The sequence below is a fragment of the Streptomyces canus genome (assembly GCF_001514145.1).
Taxonomy (GTDB): Bacteria; Actinomycetota; Actinomycetes; order Streptomycetales; family Streptomycetaceae; genus Streptomyces; species Streptomyces canus.
Genome location: NZ_KQ948658.1, coordinates 215974 through 235293 on the forward strand (window position 1 = coordinate 215974; position 19320 = coordinate 235293).

At 71.4% G+C, this 19320-nt stretch carries 15 protein-coding genes; 10 read left to right on the forward strand and 5 right to left on the reverse strand.

Features of this window, described 5'->3' with window-relative positions; translation table 11 throughout:
• The first annotated feature begins 23 nt into the window (after positions 1–23).
• A complete protein-coding gene (locus AQJ46_RS10475; RefSeq protein WP_059205306.1) occupies positions 24–1271 on the forward strand; it encodes a M14 family zinc carboxypeptidase in 1248 nt (415 codons plus the stop codon).
• A gap of 630 nt (positions 1272–1901) precedes the next feature.
• Here AQJ46_RS10475 and pepN read toward each other — a convergent pair.
• Positions 1902–4478, reverse strand: coding sequence for an aminopeptidase N (gene pepN / locus AQJ46_RS10480; protein WP_059205307.1), 2577 nt, complete (start codon positions 4476–4478; stop codon positions 1902–1904).
• A gap of 142 nt (positions 4479–4620) precedes the next feature.
• On the opposite strand from pepN, the gene AQJ46_RS10485 reads away from it, so the two are divergent.
• Positions 4621–5100, forward strand: a complete 480-nt coding sequence (locus tag AQJ46_RS10485; protein ID WP_059205308.1) for a DUF1203 domain-containing protein — start codon at positions 4621–4623, stop codon at positions 5098–5100.
• On the opposite strand, the gene AQJ46_RS10490 is transcribed toward AQJ46_RS10485, so the two are convergent.
• Positions 5097–6113 (reverse strand): aspartate-semialdehyde dehydrogenase, encoded by a 1017-nt coding sequence (locus tag AQJ46_RS10490; RefSeq protein ID WP_059205309.1) that lies wholly within the window; start codon positions 6111–6113, stop codon positions 5097–5099. The two genes, AQJ46_RS10485 and AQJ46_RS10490, sit on opposite strands and share 4 nt — an antisense overlap.
• 205 nt (positions 6114–6318) lie before the next feature.
• On the opposite strand from AQJ46_RS10490, the gene AQJ46_RS10495 reads away from it, so the two are divergent.
• Both AQJ46_RS10495 and AQJ46_RS10500 read left to right on the forward strand, forming a co-directional pair.
• The gene (locus AQJ46_RS10495) at positions 6319–6840 is read left to right on the forward strand and encodes a sigma-70 family RNA polymerase sigma factor (protein ID WP_059205310.1); all 522 of its coding nucleotides are present in this window, start codon (positions 6319–6321) and stop codon (positions 6838–6840) included.
• Position 6841: 1 nt separating this feature from the next.
• Positions 6842–7552 carry a hypothetical protein gene (locus AQJ46_RS10500; RefSeq protein ID WP_059205311.1) on the forward strand — a complete coding sequence of 237 codons (711 nt, stop codon included), beginning with the start codon at positions 6842–6844 and terminating at the stop codon, positions 7550–7552.
• Between the two features lie 61 nt (positions 7553–7613).
• Here the strand turns inward: AQJ46_RS10500 and AQJ46_RS10505 are convergent, their stop codons facing one another.
• Together AQJ46_RS10505 and AQJ46_RS10510 are read right to left on the reverse strand one after the other, a co-directional pair.
• A complete protein-coding gene (locus tag AQJ46_RS10505; protein WP_059205312.1) occupies positions 7614–10907 on the reverse strand; it encodes a S8 family serine peptidase in 3294 nt (1097 codons plus the stop codon).
• 242 nt (positions 10908–11149) lie between these two features.
• Positions 11150–11692 carry a CGNR zinc finger domain-containing protein gene (locus AQJ46_RS10510; RefSeq protein ID WP_059205313.1) on the reverse strand — a complete coding sequence of 181 codons (543 nt, stop codon included), beginning with the start codon at positions 11690–11692 and terminating at the stop codon, positions 11150–11152.
• A 123-nt stretch (positions 11693–11815) separates the two neighbouring features.
• Between AQJ46_RS10510 and AQJ46_RS10515 the strand changes: the two genes are divergently transcribed.
• From AQJ46_RS10515 to AQJ46_RS10540, 6 genes are all read left to right on the forward strand, one after another.
• Complete coding sequence (locus AQJ46_RS10515; RefSeq protein WP_059205314.1) at positions 11816–12259, forward strand: VOC family protein; 444 nt, start codon at positions 11816–11818, stop codon at positions 12257–12259.
• A 2-nt stretch (positions 12260–12261) separates the two neighbouring features.
• Complete coding sequence (locus AQJ46_RS10520; protein ID WP_059205315.1) at positions 12262–13143, forward strand: pyridoxamine 5'-phosphate oxidase family protein; 882 nt, start codon at positions 12262–12264, stop codon at positions 13141–13143.
• A 9-nt stretch (positions 13144–13152) separates the two neighbouring features.
• Positions 13153–13599 (forward strand): NUDIX hydrolase, encoded by a 447-nt coding sequence (locus AQJ46_RS10525; protein WP_059205316.1) that lies wholly within the window; start codon positions 13153–13155, stop codon positions 13597–13599.
• A gap of 231 nt (positions 13600–13830) precedes the next feature.
• Positions 13831–15594, forward strand: a complete 1764-nt coding sequence (locus AQJ46_RS10530; protein ID WP_059205317.1) for a TIGR03767 family metallophosphoesterase — start codon at positions 13831–13833, stop codon at positions 15592–15594.
• 98 nt (positions 15595–15692) lie between these two features.
• Entirely contained in the window at positions 15693–16835 is a 1143-nt protein-coding gene (locus AQJ46_RS10535; protein ID WP_208616909.1) for a serine hydrolase domain-containing protein, read from the forward strand.
• A gap of 143 nt (positions 16836–16978) precedes the next feature.
• Positions 16979–18163 (forward strand): glycosyltransferase, encoded by a 1185-nt coding sequence (locus AQJ46_RS10540; RefSeq protein WP_059205318.1) that lies wholly within the window; start codon positions 16979–16981, stop codon positions 18161–18163.
• 86 nt (positions 18164–18249) lie between these two features.
• On the opposite strand, the gene AQJ46_RS10545 is transcribed toward AQJ46_RS10540, so the two are convergent.
• Positions 18250–19308 carry a hypothetical protein gene (locus AQJ46_RS10545; RefSeq protein ID WP_059205319.1) on the reverse strand — a complete coding sequence of 353 codons (1059 nt, stop codon included), beginning with the start codon at positions 19306–19308 and terminating at the stop codon, positions 18250–18252.
• Positions 19309–19320 lie beyond the last annotated feature (12 nt).

Consider the following 19320-nt stretch of genomic DNA (forward strand, 5'->3'; position numbering starts at 1 on the left):
TCACCAGCGTTCGGAGGACCGGCGTGCGGACTTCGCTCTATCCGGCAGTCGACGAACTGGAGCGAAGGGCCCGTGCGCTGGTCCGCGCCGCCCCCGGCCTGTTGCGGCTGGGCCAGGTCGGGGAGAGCCGGGCGGGACGCCCGCTGTGGCTGCTGTCCGCGGGACACGGCGACCGCCACATTCTCTCCGTCGCCGGCGCCCACGCCAACGAACCGGTGGGCGGGGCCTCGGCGTTGCGGCTCGCCGCCCTGCTCGCCCGCCGGCCCGGTCTGCTCGAAACCCTCGGCTGCACCTGGCACTTCCTGCTCTGCCTCGACCCCGACGGGGCGCGCCTCGCGCACGGCTGGCAGCCGGAGGAGCCGGAGCCGTCACTGACGGAATGTCACCGGTACTTCTACCGGCCCGCGTTCGCCCGTCAGCCGGAGTCCCTGCCCATGCCTCCCGGCAAGCCGCTCCCGGAGTCGGCCGCCCTGGTCCGGCTCCTCGACGAGCTGCGGCCGGTCGCCCAGTTCACCCTGCACGGCATCGAATTCGGCGGCGCCTTCGTGATGATGACCCGGGAGGTACCGGGGGCCGCGGACGCCTTCCGGGACACGGCGGCGCGGCTGCGCGTCCCCGTCGACCGCCACCCCGTCGACGGCCCCGACTGGCGGCTCGACCCGCCCGGCGTCCTGGTGCTGCCCGACGGCCACGGCGAGGGCGAGCGCGATCCGAGCGGGTTCGTCGCCGAGAGCACCTGGTTCCATCCCCGCCGCCACGGCACCCTGACCACCCTGATCGAGACCCCCGCCTGGGCCGTTCCCTCGGTGAGCGACGCCCGGCCCGTCACCGACCCGGACCGCGAGAGGGCGCGGCTGGGCGAGGTGCTGCTGGGCCGGAGCCGGGAGCTCGCGGCCGTGCTCGGGACACGGCTCGACGCGGCCGTACCGGAGGATCTCGCGCCGCTGCGGGACGCGGCGCGGGAACTCCTCGACGTGGCGCCGTCGATCGTGGAGAGCTGGGCCGCGGAGGAACCCGGGCGGTTCCGCGGCCACTTCGCGACCCGGGGCATCTCGGCCCGCCGCATCCCGCTCAGAGTGGCGGCGATGGCGAGCCGCGCCCTCGCCCGCACCGACCCCCGGGCCGCCGAGATCCTCGACGACCTGGTGCGCGAGTGGAGCCGGGAACTGGAGAAGACGTACGACCTGCGGTGGGTGCCGGTGGCCGTGCAGACCGGGCTGCATGTGAGGACGATGCTCACCACGGCGCGGCTGGTGTGCGGGGAGAGCTGAGCGCGGCCGGGTTGCGTTTGTGCCGGTGCTGAGGACGGTCGGGGTGCGCGTGTGCGGTGCTCGCCACGGCCCGCCAGGTGGGTGGGTGGGGAAAGCTGAGCACGGTCGGGGTGTGTGTCGAGGCTGAGCACGGCCGGTTGCGCGTGTGCCGATGCTGAGGGCGGCCGGGGTTCGTGTGTGCCGATGCTCACCACGGCCCGGCAGGTGGGTGGGTGGGGAAAGCTGAGCACGGTCGGGGTGTGTGTCGAGGCTGAGCACGGCCGGTTGCGCGTGTGCCGATGCTGGGGACGGTCGGGGTTCGCGTGTGCTGGTGCTCACCACGGCCCGGCAGGTGGGTGGGTGGGGAAAGCTGAGCACGGTCGGGGTGTGTGTCGAGGCTGAGCACGGCCGGTTGCGCGTGTGCCGATGCTGGGGACGGTCGGGGTGCGCGTGTGCGGTGCTCGCCACGGCCCGCCAGGTGGGTGGGGAAAGCTGAGCACGGCCAGGGTGCGTGTGCGCCGATGCTGAGCACGGCCGGTTGCGCGTGTGCCGATGCTGAGGGCGGCCTGGTTGCGCGTGCGCCGATGCTGGGCACCGCCCGGCCGGTGTGTGCGGGAGGCGGATGACCGGGGTCATCCGCCTCCCGCCGTGCTACTGACCGGCCTGCGCGTCCGCGGCCTGGGCCTTCAGCGCCCGCTCCACGCCCGCGCGGGACTCGGAGACGAGCCGCCGCAGGGCCGCGTTGGGCTCGGCCGCGGTCAGCCAGGCGTCCGTCCTGTCCAGGGTCTCCTGGGAGACCTGGAGCGACGGGTAGAGGCCGACCGCGATCTGCTGGGCGATCTCGTGCGAGCGGGACTCCCAGATGCCCTTGACCACCTCGAAGTACTTGTCCGTGTACGGCGCGAGCAGCTCACGCTGATCCGTCTGGACGAAGCCTCCGATGACGGCCTCCTGGACGGCGTTGGGCAGCTTGTCGGACTCGACGACCTGCGCCCAGGCCTCCGACTTCGCCTCCTCGGTCGGCCGCGAGGCACGGGCGGTCGCCGCGTGGCGCTCGCCCGCCGCCGTCTTGTCCCGCTCGTACTCGCCGGCGATCTCCGACTCGTCGTAGCGGCCCACGGCGGCCAGCCGCTGGACGAACGCCCAGCGCAGCTCGGTGTCGACGGCCAGGCCCTCGACGACCTGCGATCCGCTGAGCAGCCCCTCCAGGAGGTCAAGCTGCTCCGGCGTACGGGCCGTGGCCGCGAACGCCCGCGCCCACGCCAACTGGTGGTCGCTGCCCGCCGCCGCGGCCCGCAGGTGGGCCAGCGTGGCGTCGGTCCAGCGGGTCAGCAGGGCCTCACGGGCGCTGGGGGCGGCGTACAGCTCGATCGCCAGCTTCACCTGCCGGTGCAGCGACTGCACGACACCGATGTCGGACTCCTTGCCGATACCGGACAGGACCAGGGAGAGGTAGTCGCGGGTCGCGAGCTCCGCGTCCCTCGTCATGTCCCACGCCGACGCCCAGCACAGCGCGCGCGGCAGCGAGGACTCGAAGTCGCCGAGGTGCTCGGTCACGAAGGCCAGCGACTCGTCGTCGAGGCGGACCTTCGCGTACGACAGGTCGTCGTCGTTGAGCAGCACGACCGCCGGACGGCGCTTGCCGACCAGCTCCGGTACGGCCGTCAGCTCGCCGTCGACGTCCAGTTCGACGCGCTCGTCACGGACCAGCTTGCCGCTGTCGCCGTCGAGTTCGTACAGACCGACCGCGATGCGGTGCGGCCGCAGGGTCGGCTCGCCCTTCGCACCCGCGGGCAGGGCCGGGGCTTCCTGACGGATCGCGAACGAGGTGATGACACCGTTCGCGTCCGTCTCGATCTCCGGGCGCAGGATGTTGATGCCGGCCGTCTGCAGCCACTTCTGCGACCAGGTGCCCAGGTCGCGGCCGGAGGTCTCCTCCAGCGCGCCCAGCAGGTCGGACAGCCGGGTGTTGCCGAACGCGTGGCGCTTGAAGTACGCCTGCACGCCGCCGAAGAACTCGTCCATGCCGACGTAGGCGACGAGCTGCTTGAGAACAGAAGCCCCCTTCGCGTACGTGATGCCGTCGAAGTTGACCAGCACGTCGTCCAGGTCGCGGATCTCGGCCATGATCGGGTGCGTGGACGGCAGCTGGTCCTGGCGGTACGCCCACGTCTTCATGGAGTTGGCGAAGGTGGTCCAGGAGTGCGGCCACCGGCTGTCCGGGGCGTACGCCTGGCAGGCGATGGAGGTGTAGGTGGCGAACGACTCGTTCAGCCACAGGTCGTTCCACCACTCCATGGTGACCAGGTCGCCGAACCACATGTGCGCCAGCTCGTGGAGGATGGTCTCGGCGCGCATCTCGTACGCGGCGTCGGTCACCTTGGACCGGAAGACGTACTGGTCGCGGATGGTGACCGCGCCGGCGTTCTCCATCGCGCCCGCGTTGAACTCCGGCACGAACAGCTGGTCGTACTTCTTGAACGGGTACGCGTAGTCGAACTTCTCCTGGAACCACTCGAAGCCCTGCCGGGTCACCTCGAAGAGGGCGTCCGAGTCGAGGTGTTCGGCGAGCGAGGGGCGGCAGTAGATGCCGAGCGGGACGGACTGGCCGTCCTTCTCGTACACGCTGTGCACGGAGTGGTACGGGCCGACGATCAGGGCCGTGATGTACGACGAGATCCGCGGGGTCGGCTCGAAGACCCAGACGTCGTCCTTCGGCTCCGGCGTCGGGGAGTTGGAGACGACGGTCCAGCCGGTCGGCGCCTTCACGGTGAACTGGAAGGTGGCCTTCAGGTCCGGCTGCTCGAAGGAGGCGAAGACGCGGCGGGCGTCCGGCACCTCGAACTGGGTGTACAGATAGGCCTGCTGGTCGACGGGGTCGACGAAGCGGTGCAGGCCCTCACCGGTGTTGGTGTACGCGGCGTCGGCGACGACCCGCAGGATGTTGCGTCCCTCCAGCAGGCCCGGCAGGGCGATACGGGAGTCCGCGAAGACCTCCGCCGGGTCGAGGGAGTCCCCGTTCAGCGTCACCTCGTGGACCGTGGGGGCCACCAGGTCGATGAAGGACTCGGCGCCGTTCTCGGTGACGTCGAAGCGCACCGTCGTCACGGACCGGTAGGTACCGCCCTCCTGCGCGCCGGAGAGGTCGAGATCGATCTCGTAGGACTCGACGCTGAGCAGCGTCGCCCGCTGCCGAGCTTCGTCGCGAGTCAGGTTTGTGCCAGGCACGCGGTCATCTCCTCGTTATGTGTAGGTTCGGCGGTTCGGTCATCCTTCCATGTGACGCGCGTCGCCGGGAGCCGCCGCCCACCCCGAACACCAGGTCCGTATTCCGCCGGTCGTCCGCGCGTGCCCGCGCCAGCCTGGTCCCATGACGACCTACACCGCACGCCCCGTCGAACCGCTGGTCCTCAAGGAGCTCCGCACCGCCGACGACGCCGGCCGCCCCATGGCCCCGTTCACCGACGCCGAGGGCGGGGCGCCGCTGCGCTGCTGTCTGCGCCGCAGCGAGCCCGGCGAGCGGATCGCCCTCGTCTCCTACGCCCCCCTGCGCCGCTGGGCGGCCGAGACCGGGGCGCGTCCGGGGGCGTACGACGAGCAGGGCCCCGTCTTCCTCCACGCCGAGGAGTGCGCCGGGCCGACGGCCGGGAACGGCCACCCCTTCGCCGACGCGCACCGGACCGTGCGCCGCTACTCCGCCGACGGGCACATTCTGGGCGGCCGGCTGGTCGGGGCCGTCGGCGACGACGCCTTCCGGAACGCGTTCGACGACCCGTCCGTGGCGCTCGTCCACGTCCGGGCCGTCGAGTACGGCTGTTTCCTCTACGAGGTGCGCAGGCCCGGCGCCTAGCCCTTGAGCTCGGCCGCCACCAGCTCCGCGATCTGGACCGCGTTCAGCGCGGCGCCCTTGCGGAGGTTGTCGTTGGAGATGAAGAGAGCGAGACCGTGCTCGACCGTCTCGTCGCGGCGGATGCGGCCGACGAAGGAGGCGTCCTGGCCGGCGGCCTGGAGGGGCGTCGGGATGTCGGAGAGGGTCACGCCGGGGGCGCCCGCCAGGAGCTCCGTCGCGCGCTCCGGGCTGATCGGGCGGGCGAAGCGGGCGTTGACCTGCAGGGAGTGGCCGGAGAAGACCGGGACGCGCACGCAGGTGCCGGAGACCTTCAGCTCGGGGAGCTCCAGGATCTTGCGGGACTCGTTGCGGAGCTTCTGCTCCTCGTCGGTCTCGTTCAGGCCGTCCTCGACGAGGTTGCCCGCGAAGGGCAGGACGTTGAAGGCGATGGGGCGCTTGTAGACCTGCGGCTCGGGGAAGTCGACCGCCCCGCCGTCGTGGGTGAGCTTGTCCGCGTCGGCGGCGACCTTCTGCACCTGGCCGTGCAGCTCCGCCACGCCCGCGAGGCCCGAGCCGGACACCGCCTGGTAGGTGGTGGCGATCAGCGTCTGCAGGCCCGCCTCCGTGTCCAGCACCTTCAGGACCGGCATCGCGGCCATGGTGGTGCAGTTCGGGTTGGCGATGATCCCCTTGGGGCGGTCCGCGATCGCGTGCGGGTTCACCTCGGAGACGACCAGCGGGACCTCGGGGTCCTTGCGCCAGGCCGAGGAGTTGTCGATCACCACCGCGCCCTGCGAGGCGACCTTTTCGGCCAGCGCCTTCGAGGTCGCGCCGCCCGCCGAGAACAGCACGATGTCCAGGCCGGTGTAGTCGGCCGTCGCCGCGTCCTCGACCGTCACGCCGTCCAGGACCGACCCCGCCGAGCGCGCGGAGGCGAACAGGCGCAGCTCCGTGACCGGGAAGTCGCGCTCCTTGAGGATCCCGCGCATGACCGTGCCGACCTGTCCGGTGGCTCCGACGATTCCGACCCTCACGGCGACTCCCTATCTCTTCACACTTGACCGAGGCTTTTCCATCATGCGGCCGACCCGGGTCCCCCTGTCCAGTTCTTTGCGCTCCATGCCCGAGGAATGGACTGCCGGACGGTGTGACGTACACCTCTCAGCGATTTTCCTGGGGATCCGGCGAACGTTTCCGTGCGCCGCGGCGTCGTAGAGGAAACGCGTGAGGGGGTGGCTTGTGCTGCGCAGAAAGGCACGCCGGGTCCAAGAAGGGGACGATCCCCTGGACGCGGCGCAGGAACGCCGGGTGCGGGCCGTGCTCGCCCTGGGCGGGGTGCCGCAGGCGGACCTGCCGGACGGGGTGCAGCAGGTCCGCCTGCGGTTGCTGGAGCGGGCGGCGAAGGGGTACGAGGCGCCACGGGACGTGTCCGCGTGGGCCGCGGTCGTCGCCTCCAACCTCGCCATGGACTGGCACCGGGCCAAGAAGCGCCAGGAGCGGCTGGGGGAGCGGCTGGCCTCCCTCAGGCAGCACGAGCACCCCTCCGGGGAGGACACCAGCGTGCTCTCCCTCTCCGTCGCCCAGGGCCTGGAGGAGCTGCCCGACCAGCAGCGCCAGGTCCTCGTGCTGCGGTTCTTCGCCGACCTGCCGGTGCGCTCGATCGCCCAGGAGCTGGGCGTCCCGGAGGGCACGGTCAAGAGCCGCCTGCACACGGCGGTGCGGGCCCTGCGCGCCCGTCTGCACGAGGACGAGGTGGTGTGACATGAGCGCCGAGAACGAGACGTACGACACCGACGCGCTCATGGCCGCGATCACCGGCGAGGAGCTCGGTGACGAGGCCCGCGCGGACGCCGTGTTCCTGGCCGAGTACCGGGCGGCCGAGGCCGACGTCGCCCTGCTGAGGGAGCAGCTCGGGATCCTCGGCGAGACGCTCGCCGCGCCGCCGACCGCCCCGAAACCCGTTCCGCTACGGCCCTCCCGGGCCCGCCGCCGTGCCCGCGCCCTCGCCTTCGGCACCCTCGCGGCGGCCGCCGTCGCCGGTGTGGTGACGGGACTGGGCTGGCTGGCCGGCCACAACGGCGTGCAGAACATCACCTCGGGCGCCAGCGACGACTCGGGGGCCTCCAAGGCGGAGTCCGGCGTCCGCTTCGGCAGCCCGCGGTACCTGGCCTGCGCCACCACGGTCGCCGAGGGCGAGGTGACCGCGGTCAAGGAGCTGCCCGCCACCGGGGAACTCCAGGTCACCGTGGACGTGAGCCACTACTTCGAGAAGACCCGGGACCTCGACCACGTCACCTATGTGATCAGCGAGTACGACCTCCCCGAACCCCTCACCAAGGGCACCCGCGTCCTGTTCGGCGTGTCCGAGGGCTCCCCGAGCCCCGACCACTGGGTCGTCGGGGAGCAGGCGATCGCCCGGGAGCGGGCCTGGATCACCGCGTCGCTGCCGGAGTCGCGGACGCTGTCCTGCTGAGGCACGCGAAGGGGCGGGCGCCCTCACGGACGCCCGCCCCTTGTCGCCGTACGGAGAAGTGTTACGGCGTGACCTTCTCGATCTTCACGTTGCCGACGCCCGCGACCGTGCCGCGCGCGTTGACGAGGCTGACCTGGCCGAAGAACTCACGGCCCTCCGGGGCGGCCGCCAGGGCGGTGACGCTGCCGGAGACGGTCGTCGAGGCGCCCGTGGCGAGCTTCACCGGCGCGTCGGAGACGGTGACGGTGCCCAGGGTGCTGGAGAAGAACACGTCCTGGTAGTCGTACGCCGTGGAGCCGGCCGGGACCGCGTAGCCGGCGACCTCGATGGTGTACGTGCCGGCGGCGGGCGAGGCGACCGAGACGGCCTCCTCCGAGTCACCGTCGGCGGACTGGCCGACCACGGCGCCGGAAGCGTCGTAGACCGTCAGGTCCAGATCGGCGGAGACGTCGGAGACGTTGCCGATGGCGACGTCGAGCGACTTCGCGCCCGCGGGCACCTCGACCGTGGTGGTCTGGGTGGCGCCCTCGGCGATGGTCGGACGGGCCGTCTTGGACGAGCCGAGCGGACCGCCGGCCAGCTTGCCGTCGATCGCGGCGAGCGTGTTGGTCACCTTCCAGGAGGCGGTGGCCGGGGTGCCGACCTTGGCCTCGGGGACGGTCACGGTCTCCGGGTCGAAGAGCGCGCCGTAGACGGCGACGTCCAGCTTGTACGGGTTGTCGAGCAGCGGCGAGGTGCGGCGCGACTCGACCTCGATCTCCCACACACCGGCCTGCGGGTCCGCGTACGAACGCGCGTCGGGCTTGCAGCCGTTGCCGTCGAGGTAGTTGTTGTAGCAGTACGGGGTGCCGGTGTTGTCGACCGGGACGCCGTAGGGGTGGATGGCGATGAACCGGGTCTGGCTCTTGTCCTTCAGCCCGCCGATCGCGACCTCGAGGGACTTGGCGCCCTCGGGGACGGTCACGAAGTACGACTGCGTGCTGTTGCGCTGCACGGTGTTCGACGTGGTGTAGGTGTACTTCACCGGCGAGGAGACCACGACCGTGTTGAGGATCTGCTTGTCGATCCCCTCGGTCCTCGGGTCGTCGACCTCCAGGATCGCGCTCTTGAGGCCGGCGGTCGGCGACTTGGCGGCGATCTTCACGGTGACCGGCTTGTTCAGGCCCAGCTTGATCTCGTCCGAGCCGACGATGGAGAAGGTGCCGGAGGCGTTGTTCTCCAGGTGCAGCTCGTGGCGGATCGCCTTGTCGGCGCCGGAGGTACGGGTGATGGTGACCTCGTACGACTTCTTGACGCCGGCCTTCAGGCCGCCCTCGCGGTCGTAGATGCCCGTGCCGTAGCCCGGGGTCTTCAGGAGCTGGTCGATCGCGGTGTCGACGGGCGCCTTGACCGTGTAGTCGTGAGCCGTGGCGCCGTCCTTGATGGAGTCCCAGGCGTCCACGATGTCGATGAGGCCCGCGCCCTCCTCGTACGCCTGCACACCCTTGATGTGGTCGGCGGTCGAGGTCAGGGCGGTGCGCAGGGTGGCCGGCGTCAGCGCGATGTGCTTCTGCTTGGCGGCCGAGATCAGCAGCGCGGAGGCGCCCGTGGCCTGCGGGGAGGCCATCGAGGTGCCCTGGAGCATCGAGTAGCCGGCCGGCAGCGTGTAGCCCGACTCGGCGACCGGGGCACCCGGCAGCCAGGTCTGCGTGGTGTTGATGGCCGCACCCGGGGCGGACAGGGTCGGCGTGAAGCCGCCGTCCTCACGCGGACCGCGCGAGGAGAACGGCATCATCGCGTACTTCTTCTCCACGGCCGAGCCGTAGTTGGCGGCCCAGGTCGCCTTGGAGATGGTCGCGCCGACCGAGATGACCTTGTCGGCCAGGCCCGGGTCGCCGATGGTGTTCGCGCCGGGGCCGGAGTTGCCCGCGGAGATCACCAGCTGGACGCCGTAGGTGTCGATGAGGCGCGTGTAGAGCTCGGCGCGCGCGTTGTTGCCGTCGTTGAGCGCCGGCAGGCCGCCGATCGACATGTTGACGATGTCGACACCGCGGTTGACGACGAGGTCGATCATGCCCTCGGTCAGCGCCACGTTGGTGCAGCCGCCGGTCCAGGTGCAGGCACGGGAGGAGACGAGCTTCGCGCCCGGGGCCGCACCGTTCATCCGGCCGCCGAACAGGCCGTTGGCGGCGGTGATGCCGGCGACGTGGGTGCCGTGCTCGGACTCGATGACGCCGATGTTGACGTAGTCGGCCTTGTTGCCGGCGGCGTCGAAGACGACGTCCTTGCGGATCTCGACGACGAACGGCTGGCGCTCGGCCACGTCGGTCGACGGGTCGTCGGTGCCGAAGTACCCGACCTGGTAGCCGTCCTTGTACGGCTTCATCGGGGTGTCGTCGGCGAAGTTCTGGTTGTTGTTCAGGTCGACCCGGACGGTCCCGGCGGCCTTGTCGTACAGCACGCCCCAGGTGTCGGTGGTGTCCCCGTCGCGGTTCGCGTCACCCTTGGCGTCGCCGCCCGTGGTCGCGGCCTCGCGGAACAGGTTGACCTGGTACGACCCGGCGGGCGCCGTCCAGGTACGGCCGTCGAAGGTGAAGCTCGGGCCGGAGACCGCGGTGGTCATGCGCCGCCAGGTGGCGTCACCGTCGGAGACCGGGTCGGTCGCCGTCACCCAGTCGACGATCTTCCGCTCACCGGTGGTGGTCTTCTGCAGCGCCGGGTGGCCGAGGTCCACGCCGGAGTCCAGGATGCCGATGGTGACCCCGCGGCCGTCCGCCTTCGGGTGGTCCTTCACGAAGTCGACGGCGCCCGTCTCGAAGGACGGGTTGTACGGGTTCTCGGCGGGGGTCTTCGCGCTCGGCGCCGGGTAGGTCTTCGTGGCCTTGTGCGCGGCGCCCTTCGCGGTGTCGGCGCTCGGCGTCGGGTCGTCCAGCGGGATGTCCTGCTTGACGTCGATGCCGTGCACGGACGAGAGCTTCGCGGCGGCGGCGATGGCCGAGTCCGCCTTCGCGGTGGGGACGGTCGCCCGGACGTAACCGAGCTTGTCGTACGTGAGGCCCACCAGGCCGCCCTTGACCGCGTCCAGCTCCTCGGCGACCTGCTCGGTCTTGCCGGGGGCGGTGGCGACCATCAGCGTGATGTTCTTGGCGCCGTCGGCCTTGGCCTCGGCGAGTGCGTCGGCGTCGTCCGAACCGAGCTTCTCGTCGGCGGACTTGAGGCCCGGGTCGGAGGCGGCGGGGGCGTCGTCAGCGGCGGCGGAGAAGGCCATCGGTATCGGCCCCGCCGCGGAGAGCGCGGCGACCAGACCGGCGGCCACCGCTATGCGCGCCACACGTCTCGCGCCCGATATCGGCGCCTGCTGGGGGGTGAGGGTCATCGGCATCCCTTGTAGGTAAAGGAACGAGCGGGTTGGTGACCGGGACCGATCGGTCCTGGTCACGGTGATCCGGAAGAAGACCCCGGATGACCGCACAGCTTTACGCATGGGAAGGATGTTTAGGGAGAGTTGACCGAATCGATATGGGTGTATGGGGAAAACCCGCGATGCCCTTTGGGGACATCGGTGAAGGGGTGCGCCAAAGCGGGCAATTCGTGATACGGGCCCTTTGGTCAGCCTTTTCAAGCGTCCTTGGTGCGCGCGTAATGCCGGGACGCCTTCGCGCGGTTGCCGCAGGTCGCCATCGAGCACCAGCGCCGGGTGCCGTTCCTCGACGTGTCGAAGAAGTGGAGCACGCACGCGTCGTGGGCGCACGACCGGATCCGGTCCGGCGCGGCGGTGAGCAGTTCCAGGTAGTTGCGCGCGGCGAGCCAGGCGGGGCCCCAGTCGGGGTCGCTCAACTCCGGCTGCTCGACGGGCCCTTGAGGGGTGAGTGCGACCCGGACCCGCCCGTGCTCCAGGACGGCGTCGACCAGGGGCGCCCCCTTCTCCAGTGACCCGTCCACCGCCGTGCGCAGGGCCTCCCGAACCTGCTGGACGTGCCGCAGCATCCTGTCGTCGGGGGTGTAACTGCCGCTCAGTCCGGTCGAGTCGAGCCACACCGCGAGCCCGTCGACGTCGGTGAGGAGGTCCTGGAGGGTCCCCTCGCTCATCCACCGCGTGTTGAGCAGGTCGAGCGCGAGCGGCTCGCCGGTGAGCGGGCGGGGGTCGCGGGTGGCGGGCATGTGGGGGCTCCCTTCCGTACTAACCGGTCAAGAGTACGTGACCGGTTGCATCCACCGCTCCTAACCTTTAAAGTCACTCACAAGGGTTAAATAAGCGAGTCATCCAAGCTGAAGGGGACAGCCGTGACCTTGCGCACCGGCCACATCGGCCTGAACGTCACCGACCTCGACCGTTCGCTCGCCTTCTACCGGGACGTCCTCGGCTTCACGCCACTCGCCGAGGGCAAGGAGGAAGGCCGCCGCTACGCCTTCCTCGGCGACGGCGAGAACCTCGCCCTCACCCTCTGGCAGCAGGCCGGGCAGCCGTACGCCTCCCAGCGCGCGGGCCTGCACCACCTCGCCCTGGAAGCGGACACGATCGAGAAGGTGAGGGAGTACGAGGAGGCGCTGCGGGCGTACGGGGTGGACTTCGCCTATGAGGGCGTGGTCGCCCACCGCGAGGGCGCGGGGTCGGGCGGCATCTTCTTCCACGACCCCGACGGCACCCGCCTGGAGATCTCCGTGCCGAGCGGCGCCGAGGAGTCCCCGGCTCCCTCCGGTGCGGCTCCGACCTGCGGGTTCTTCTAGTCATGGGGGTCTATCACGCGGGCTCGCGGGCCGTGCAGGACCGAGTGGGCGTGCGCGCGCAGGCGGATCACGTGGGCCGCTCGGTCGGCCAGGGCATCCGGGAGGTCGCCGCGGCCTTCCTGGAGCTTCAGCCGCTGCTGGTCGCCGGCGCCGCGGACCCCTCGACGGGCCGGGTCTGGGCGTCACCGCTCACCGGGGCGCCGGGCTTCGTCCGGGCGACGGGCCCGCAGCGGATCTCCGTCACCGGCGGCTGGTCCCCGGCCGACCCCCTCGCCACCGCCTTCGCCACGCCCGGCACACCCGTCGGCACGATCGCCCTCGACCCCCGCACCCGTCGCCGTATGCGCCTCAACGGCCGACTCGGGCCCACCGCGCGGGGGTTCGCGATCGAGGCCGACCAGGTGTTCTCCAACTGTCCGAAGTACCTGCAGAGAAGGACGTCGTACGAGGTCGTGGCCGACCGGCACCGAGGCACTGCGCGGCACGGCGCTGAACTCACCCCCGGTCAGGCCGAGTTCGTGTCGGCGGCCGACACCTTCTTCCTGGCCTCCGTGCACGAGGGCGGAGCCGACGTCAGCCACCGGGGCGGCAACCCCGGCTTCGTGCGCGTCGATTCACCGGGCGAGCTCAGCTGGCGCGACTACCCGGGCAACTCGATGTTCCTGACCCTCGGCAACCTCGCCGCCGACCCCCGGGCCGGCCTGCTGTTCCTCGACTGGACGACCGGCACGGTCCTCCAGCTGACCGGCGAGGCGAGCACCGAGTTCGGCGACGACCGCAGGGTCCGCTTCACGGTACGGGAGACCGTCGAGACCCCGTCGGCGCTCCCCCTGCGCTGGTCCGCGCCCGAATACTCACCGGCCAATCCGGACCCGGCGCACTAACTTCCTCCTATGCGCAAGACGTTGAGGGTGGCGGCCTACGCCATATGCGTCCGCGACGGACAGATCCTGCTCGCCCGCTGGATCGACGGCGACCGGCGGGAATGGACGCTGCCGGGCGGCGGCATGGACCATGGCGAGGATCCCCACGAGACCGTCCTGCGGGAGGTGGAGGAGGAGACGGGATACAGCGTCGAGGTCACCGGCCTGCTCGGGGTGCGGTCGGTGCGATTCCCGTCCCGGCGCCGCTTCGGCCGCACGGTCGACCGGCACCACGTGGGGCTCGTGTACGAGGCCCGCATTACCGGCGGCGAACTGCGGTTCGAGGTCGGCGGCTCCACGGACATGGCCCAGTGGCACGACCTCGACGCGGTACCGGGGCTCAACCGGGTGCCGCAGGTCGACTTCGGCCTGCGGCTGTGGCGGGAGCGGCCGGTTGCCGGGCGGCCCGCGGAATAGGTGTCGTACCCCGGAAGATGAACACGGAGTGACCGCGCCCGGGCCGTTCGACGAGCGCTCCCGAACGCGCAGGGTGGCCCAAGATCCACGTACGGTGATCGGCGTTGCGCGTTGCCGTCTCGTTCACGCACAGGTCATTCCCGGTGCCAAGCATCCAGAGCGAGCGGGAAATTCGCACCAGCGACTCCCGCGACCACTGCCGACGCAGTTCGCACTCGGGGAGATCGCGCCATGTCGCGCATACGCTCTGTCGCCAGCACCACGCCGGCGGTCCACCGTCGTACCGTCCTCGCCGCCGCGGGCGCGGCCGCCGTCTCCGCGGGCGTCGGCTACGCCCTGCGGCCCACCGACAGCCAGGCCGCGACGACCGCCGGCCCCGCCGAGGCGCCGGTGGCCCAGCCCGTCCACCAGGCCGCTCCGGTCGCGGCCCCCCTCGCCCCGTACACCCGCGGCACCACCGTCGCCTCCATCGCCGCCCCGCGCACGAGCTCCGGCTACCGGCGCCTCGGCGACGGCGCCGGCTGGAGCCGCAAGGTGCGTTCCGACCTCGCCGCCCCGAAGGCCGGGCGGGCCGGCCGCCGTACCCCGCTGGCCGCGTTCGTGCAGCTCACCGACCTGCATCTGATGGACAGCCAGCACCCGATCCGCCTGGAGTACCTGCGCTCGACCGACGTGCACGCCTGGCGGCCCCAGGAGGCGCTGACCGTGCCGGGCGCGATCTCGCTCGTCGAGCGGATCAACGCCCTGCGGGGCGCCCCCGCCACCGGCGCCCCGCTCCAGTTCGCCATGACGACCGGCGACAACACGGACAACAACTCCCGCACCGAGCTGGACTGGTTCCTCACCGTCATGAGCGGCGGCCGCGTCACCCCCAACTCCGGGGACCCGCGCCACTACGAGGGCGTCCAGAACAGCGGCCTCAAGCAGTACTGGCAGCCCGACTCGAGCACCCGCGACGCCGACAAGCAGCTCGGCTTCCCGCACCTGACGGGCTATCTGGCCGCGGCGATCCGGGAGCTCAACAGCCCCGGCCTCAACATCCCCTGGTACTCGACGGTCGGCAACCACGACAGCCTGCCGCTGGGCTGCTTCGGCCACGGCGACTCCTGGCTCGCCGAGTACGCCGTCGGCGGCAAGAAGCTCATGTCGCTGCCCGCGTCCGAGTCGAAGAAGCTCCAGAACATGCTCAGGAAGGGCAACGACCCCCAGGGCCACGCCTTCCGCGACCTGCTCAAGGCGCACGCCCGGAACATGCGCTCGATCACCCCCGACGAGCGGCGCGCCCCCTACACCGCCCGCGACTACCTCACGGCCCACCTCGACCCCGCGCACCGGGGCGTGGGCCCGGTCGGCCACGGCTACTCCACCGCCAACCTCGACGCGGGCACCCAGTACTACAGCTTCCGCATCGCCGACGACGTCATCGGCGTCAGCCTCGACACCACCGACCCGGGCGGTCACTTCCAGGGGTCCGTCGGCACCAAGCAGCTGCGGTGGCTGGACCGGACGCTGCGGGAGAACAAGGACTCCTACGTCGTCGTCTTCAGCCACCACACCAGCGACTCGATGGACAACACCCGCCCCGACCCGGCCCACCCGGGCGAGCGCCGCCACAACGGCCAGGAGGTCGTCGCCCTCCTCACCGGCCACAGCAACGTCCTGGCCTGGATCAACGGGCACATCCACCGCAATGCGATCACCGCCCACTCGGCGCCCGGGGGCCGTTCCTTCTGGGAGATCTCCACCGCCTCCCACATCGACTTCCCGCACCTCGCCCGGGTCATCGAGCTGGTCGACAACAAGGACGGCACCGTCTCGGTCTTCACCACCCTGGTCGAGTCCGCGGCCCCCCACCGCACCGACTTCGCCGACCTCTCCCAGACCGGCCTCGCGGCCCTGTACCGCGAACTGGCCTACAACGCCCCCGGCTCCAGCAGCACGCTCGGCGGCGGCCCGGGGGACCGGAACACGGAGCTGGTCCTCAAGAAGGGCTGAAAACGGATCAACTCTTCTGATCACCTCAACCTTCCCTCGCGGGCGCGGGTCTCTCCCGCCGATCACGCTCGCCGAGCGTGCCCGGACAGGGGGAAGACATGACGGTACGTACGACAGTGGTGGTGGCGACGGCGGCGGTGGCGCTCACGGTGGGCTTCGCCGCGCCGGCGATGGCGGCCGGAGCCGGGGACGGCGGCCATGACGCCACCCGGAAGGCCGTCCGCGCCGCGGTGCAGGACGGCGTCCCGGGTGTGACGCTGACGGCGAAGGACGGCGGGAGCACCTGGTCGACCACCGCCGGGGTCGGCAACCTCAAGACGCACGCGCCGCGTTCGGTGGACGACCGCTACCGCGTCGGCAGCATCACCAAGACCTTCGTCTCCACCGTGCTGCTCCAACTGGAGGCGGAGGGGCGGCTGTCGCTCGATGACACGGTGGAGAAGTGGCTGCCGGGCGTGGTCCACGGCAACGGCCACGACGGAAGCCGGATCACCGTCCGGCAGCTCCTCAACCACACGAGTGGGATCTTCAACTACACCGCGGACGAGACCTTCGGGCGCACGTACTTCCTCAAGGACGGCTTCCTCGAGCACCGTTACGACACGAACACGCCCGAGCAGCTCGTCGCGGTCGCCATGGCCCACCAGCCGGACTTCGCGCCGGGCACGTCGTGGAACTACTCCAACACCAACTACGTCGTGGCCGGCATGGTGATCCAGAAGGTCACCGGACGGTCGTACGGCGAGGAGATCCGGCACCGCGTCATCGACCCGCTGCACCTGACCGCCACCTCGGTGCCGGGCACGAGTGTCACCGTCCCGCAGCCCAGCAGCCGGGCCTACTCCAAACTGGCCCGGACGGCGACGGGGCCGACGTACGACGTCACGAGACTGAACCCCTCCCTCGCCTCCTCGGCGGGCGAGATGATCTCCGACTCGGCCGACCTGGACCGCTTCTACGCGGCCTTGCTGAAGGGCCGGCTGCTCCCGCCGAAGCAGCTGAAGGAGATGAAGACGACGGTGGCCGTCGAGGGCATCCCGAACGCCGGCTACGGTCTCGGTCTCATGGACCGAAAGCTCAGCTGTGGGGTTCACGTCTGGGGCCACGACGGCGGCATTCACGGCTCCAGCTCCGTGGCCGTGACCACGGCCGACGGCCGGCACTCCGTCGCCTTCAACTTCAACGCCGACTGGTCGGGGGACACCGACGCGGTGGTCGAGGCGGAGTTTTGTGGCGAGTAGTCGCACCGACTCGGACCCGAAGCACGCCGTTCATCCGGACGTAATGTCTGTACCGCCTCATATCGGCTAACCCGCACTTCACGGGGATGGCTCGATCTGTGTGCAAGGCGGGTGGTCGTGTGCGTACGGGACACGAACTGCGAGTGCTGTCGGTGTACGAGGGTTTCTTCTCCGGTGGGGCCCGGATCGTGCACAGCGACATCGTGCTGGGCCTCACCGAGGGCGGCCAGCACCATCAGGTGCTGAGCCTGCACGGCGAGGTCCACCGGGAGGCGACCCGGCAGCGGATGGAGGACGACACCTGCTACCGGGCGCTGACCGCGGCCGGCGTGGGCGTCACCTCCCTCGGCCGCACGTTTAACGGCAACGGCGTTTCGGCCGACTTCACCGGCCCGGAGCTGGCCGGAACAGCCCGGGCGACGGCCGGCGCCGACGTCATCCTCTCCCTCAAGGAACAGCCCCTGGCGCTGCTCAACCAGGCGGGCCTGCCGCGCCGCCCGGTCGTGGTCTGTCTGCACCGCTCCGACCCGGAGAACCAGGGCACCGCCCTCGACGAACTGAAGGCGGCCATCGCCGACGGCACGGTCGTGGCCTGCGTCTGCTGCGCCGAGTCGACCCGGGCCGCGTACCGGGCCGCCGGGATCCCCTCCCACCTGCTCCACGTGATCCCCAACGGCGTCGACCTCTTCCGCTTCCGCCCCGACGCGGCCCGCCGCCTCGCGGTCCGCACGGAGCTCGGCATCGACCCCGCGGCCCCCGTGGTCGTCTTCGCCGCCCGTTACGACGGCATGAAGAACGTCCCCCTGCTGCTCGCCGCCGCCCGCGCCTGGCTCGGCCGGGTCCCGGACGGACAGGTGCTGATGTGCGGGGCGGGCATGACGGCGGAGAACCCCGGGCTCACCACGGACCTCGCGACGGCGTTCCAAGGGGCGACGGCCCTGGCGGACCGGGGGGTGCGCCTGCTGGGCGTCCGGCGCGACATGGAGATGCTGTACGCCGCCTCCGACGTCGTCGCCCTCACGTCCGCCTGGGGCGAGGCGGCCCCGCTGTGCCTGATCGAGGGCATGATGTGCGGCGCGGTCCCGGTGGCGACGGACGTCGGCGACAGCGCGGCGATCGTGGCGGGCCACGGGCTGGTCACGGCCCCGGACCCGGAGGTGATCGCGACGGCCTGGTCACAGGCGGCGGCCGCACGCGCCGACCTCGCTCCGGCCCTCACGGCGAACCGCGAACGCTTCAGCCGTACGAGGATGATCGCGTCGTACGCGGCCCTGCTGGACCGCGCCGCCGCGGGCATCCCCCGCCCGGCGCTGCCCGACCTGTTCTAGCGCAGCACGCTCGCGACGAGGAGGGGCCCCGGCTCCCCGGCGCCGTGGCCCCTCCTCTCCCCTCCTGGTCCTGCCCCGGTCCGTCACTACCGGGGCAGCACCACGACATACGCGGCGGGATCCCGGTCGCAGGAGGCCATGAGGGCCGTACGGATCACCGTCGCCTGCTGTTCCATCGCGTCGCGGAGTTTGCGGGGGGTGACGTGGACGACCGTGATGCCGAGGCGCTCCAGGTGTTCGCGCTTGCGGGCGTACTCGGACCACACGGCGTCGTCCTCCTGCCGACGGCCCTGCCGGGGCGCGCGGGTGTCGAGCTCGACCGCCACCGCCTGCTCCGGCCAGTACGCGTCCAGGCCGCCCAGGTGCGGCCCGCCCGGCAGCCTCAGATCCACGTTCCACACCGGGTCCGGGAGGCCGTACTCCTGGACCATGCGGTACAGGCGGTCCTCCGCGATGGCGCGGCCCTCGGCGAGCAGGGAGTCCACCGCGTCCACCACGTGCGGGCGGCCGAGCAGCCTGGCCTCGTTCAGCTCCCGGACGACGGCGGCCGGTTCGCAGTGGCCGCCGCGGACCGCCTCCGTCAGCAGCCGGCGTACCGCGCCCGCGTCCGTCAGTTCGGTGACCGCGTCGGCGAGGGCGCGCGGGACCGGGGCGACCGGGACGCCGGTGACCTGTTCGGCGGCCGGGAGCGGCGATGTGCGGACGATCCGCGCGCCGCGCGTCGAGCGCAGCCGGCGCATCCTCGGGACCAGGACGTCGATCCGGTCCAGGGAGAGCAGCGGCGGGGTCGAGCTGAAGCCGTGCAGCGTCAGCGCCGCGAGGCCGGTGATCATCGCCTCCGTGTACACCGGGCGGTGCGGCTCCTGAGCGCCCGGCTGGGCCGGGACCCCGGCGGCGGACTCCCGTGCCGCGTACATCAGCACCGCGTGCAGACGCTCCTCGCTGGTCGGCGGGCCCGGGTGGAGCAGGAAGACACCCGGGAGGATCTGCTGCCAGGGGCCGCCGGGCCGGCACTGCTCGTTCGCTTCGGCGACCGAGACACCGCTCGTACGGAGCCGGCCGGCCGTCACGACACGGCGGTGCACCTCGGAGAGGTGACGCAGGGGGCGGGGGGAGAGCGGGGGGTGCGGGGCGTTGTGGTTCATGCAGCGGAGATT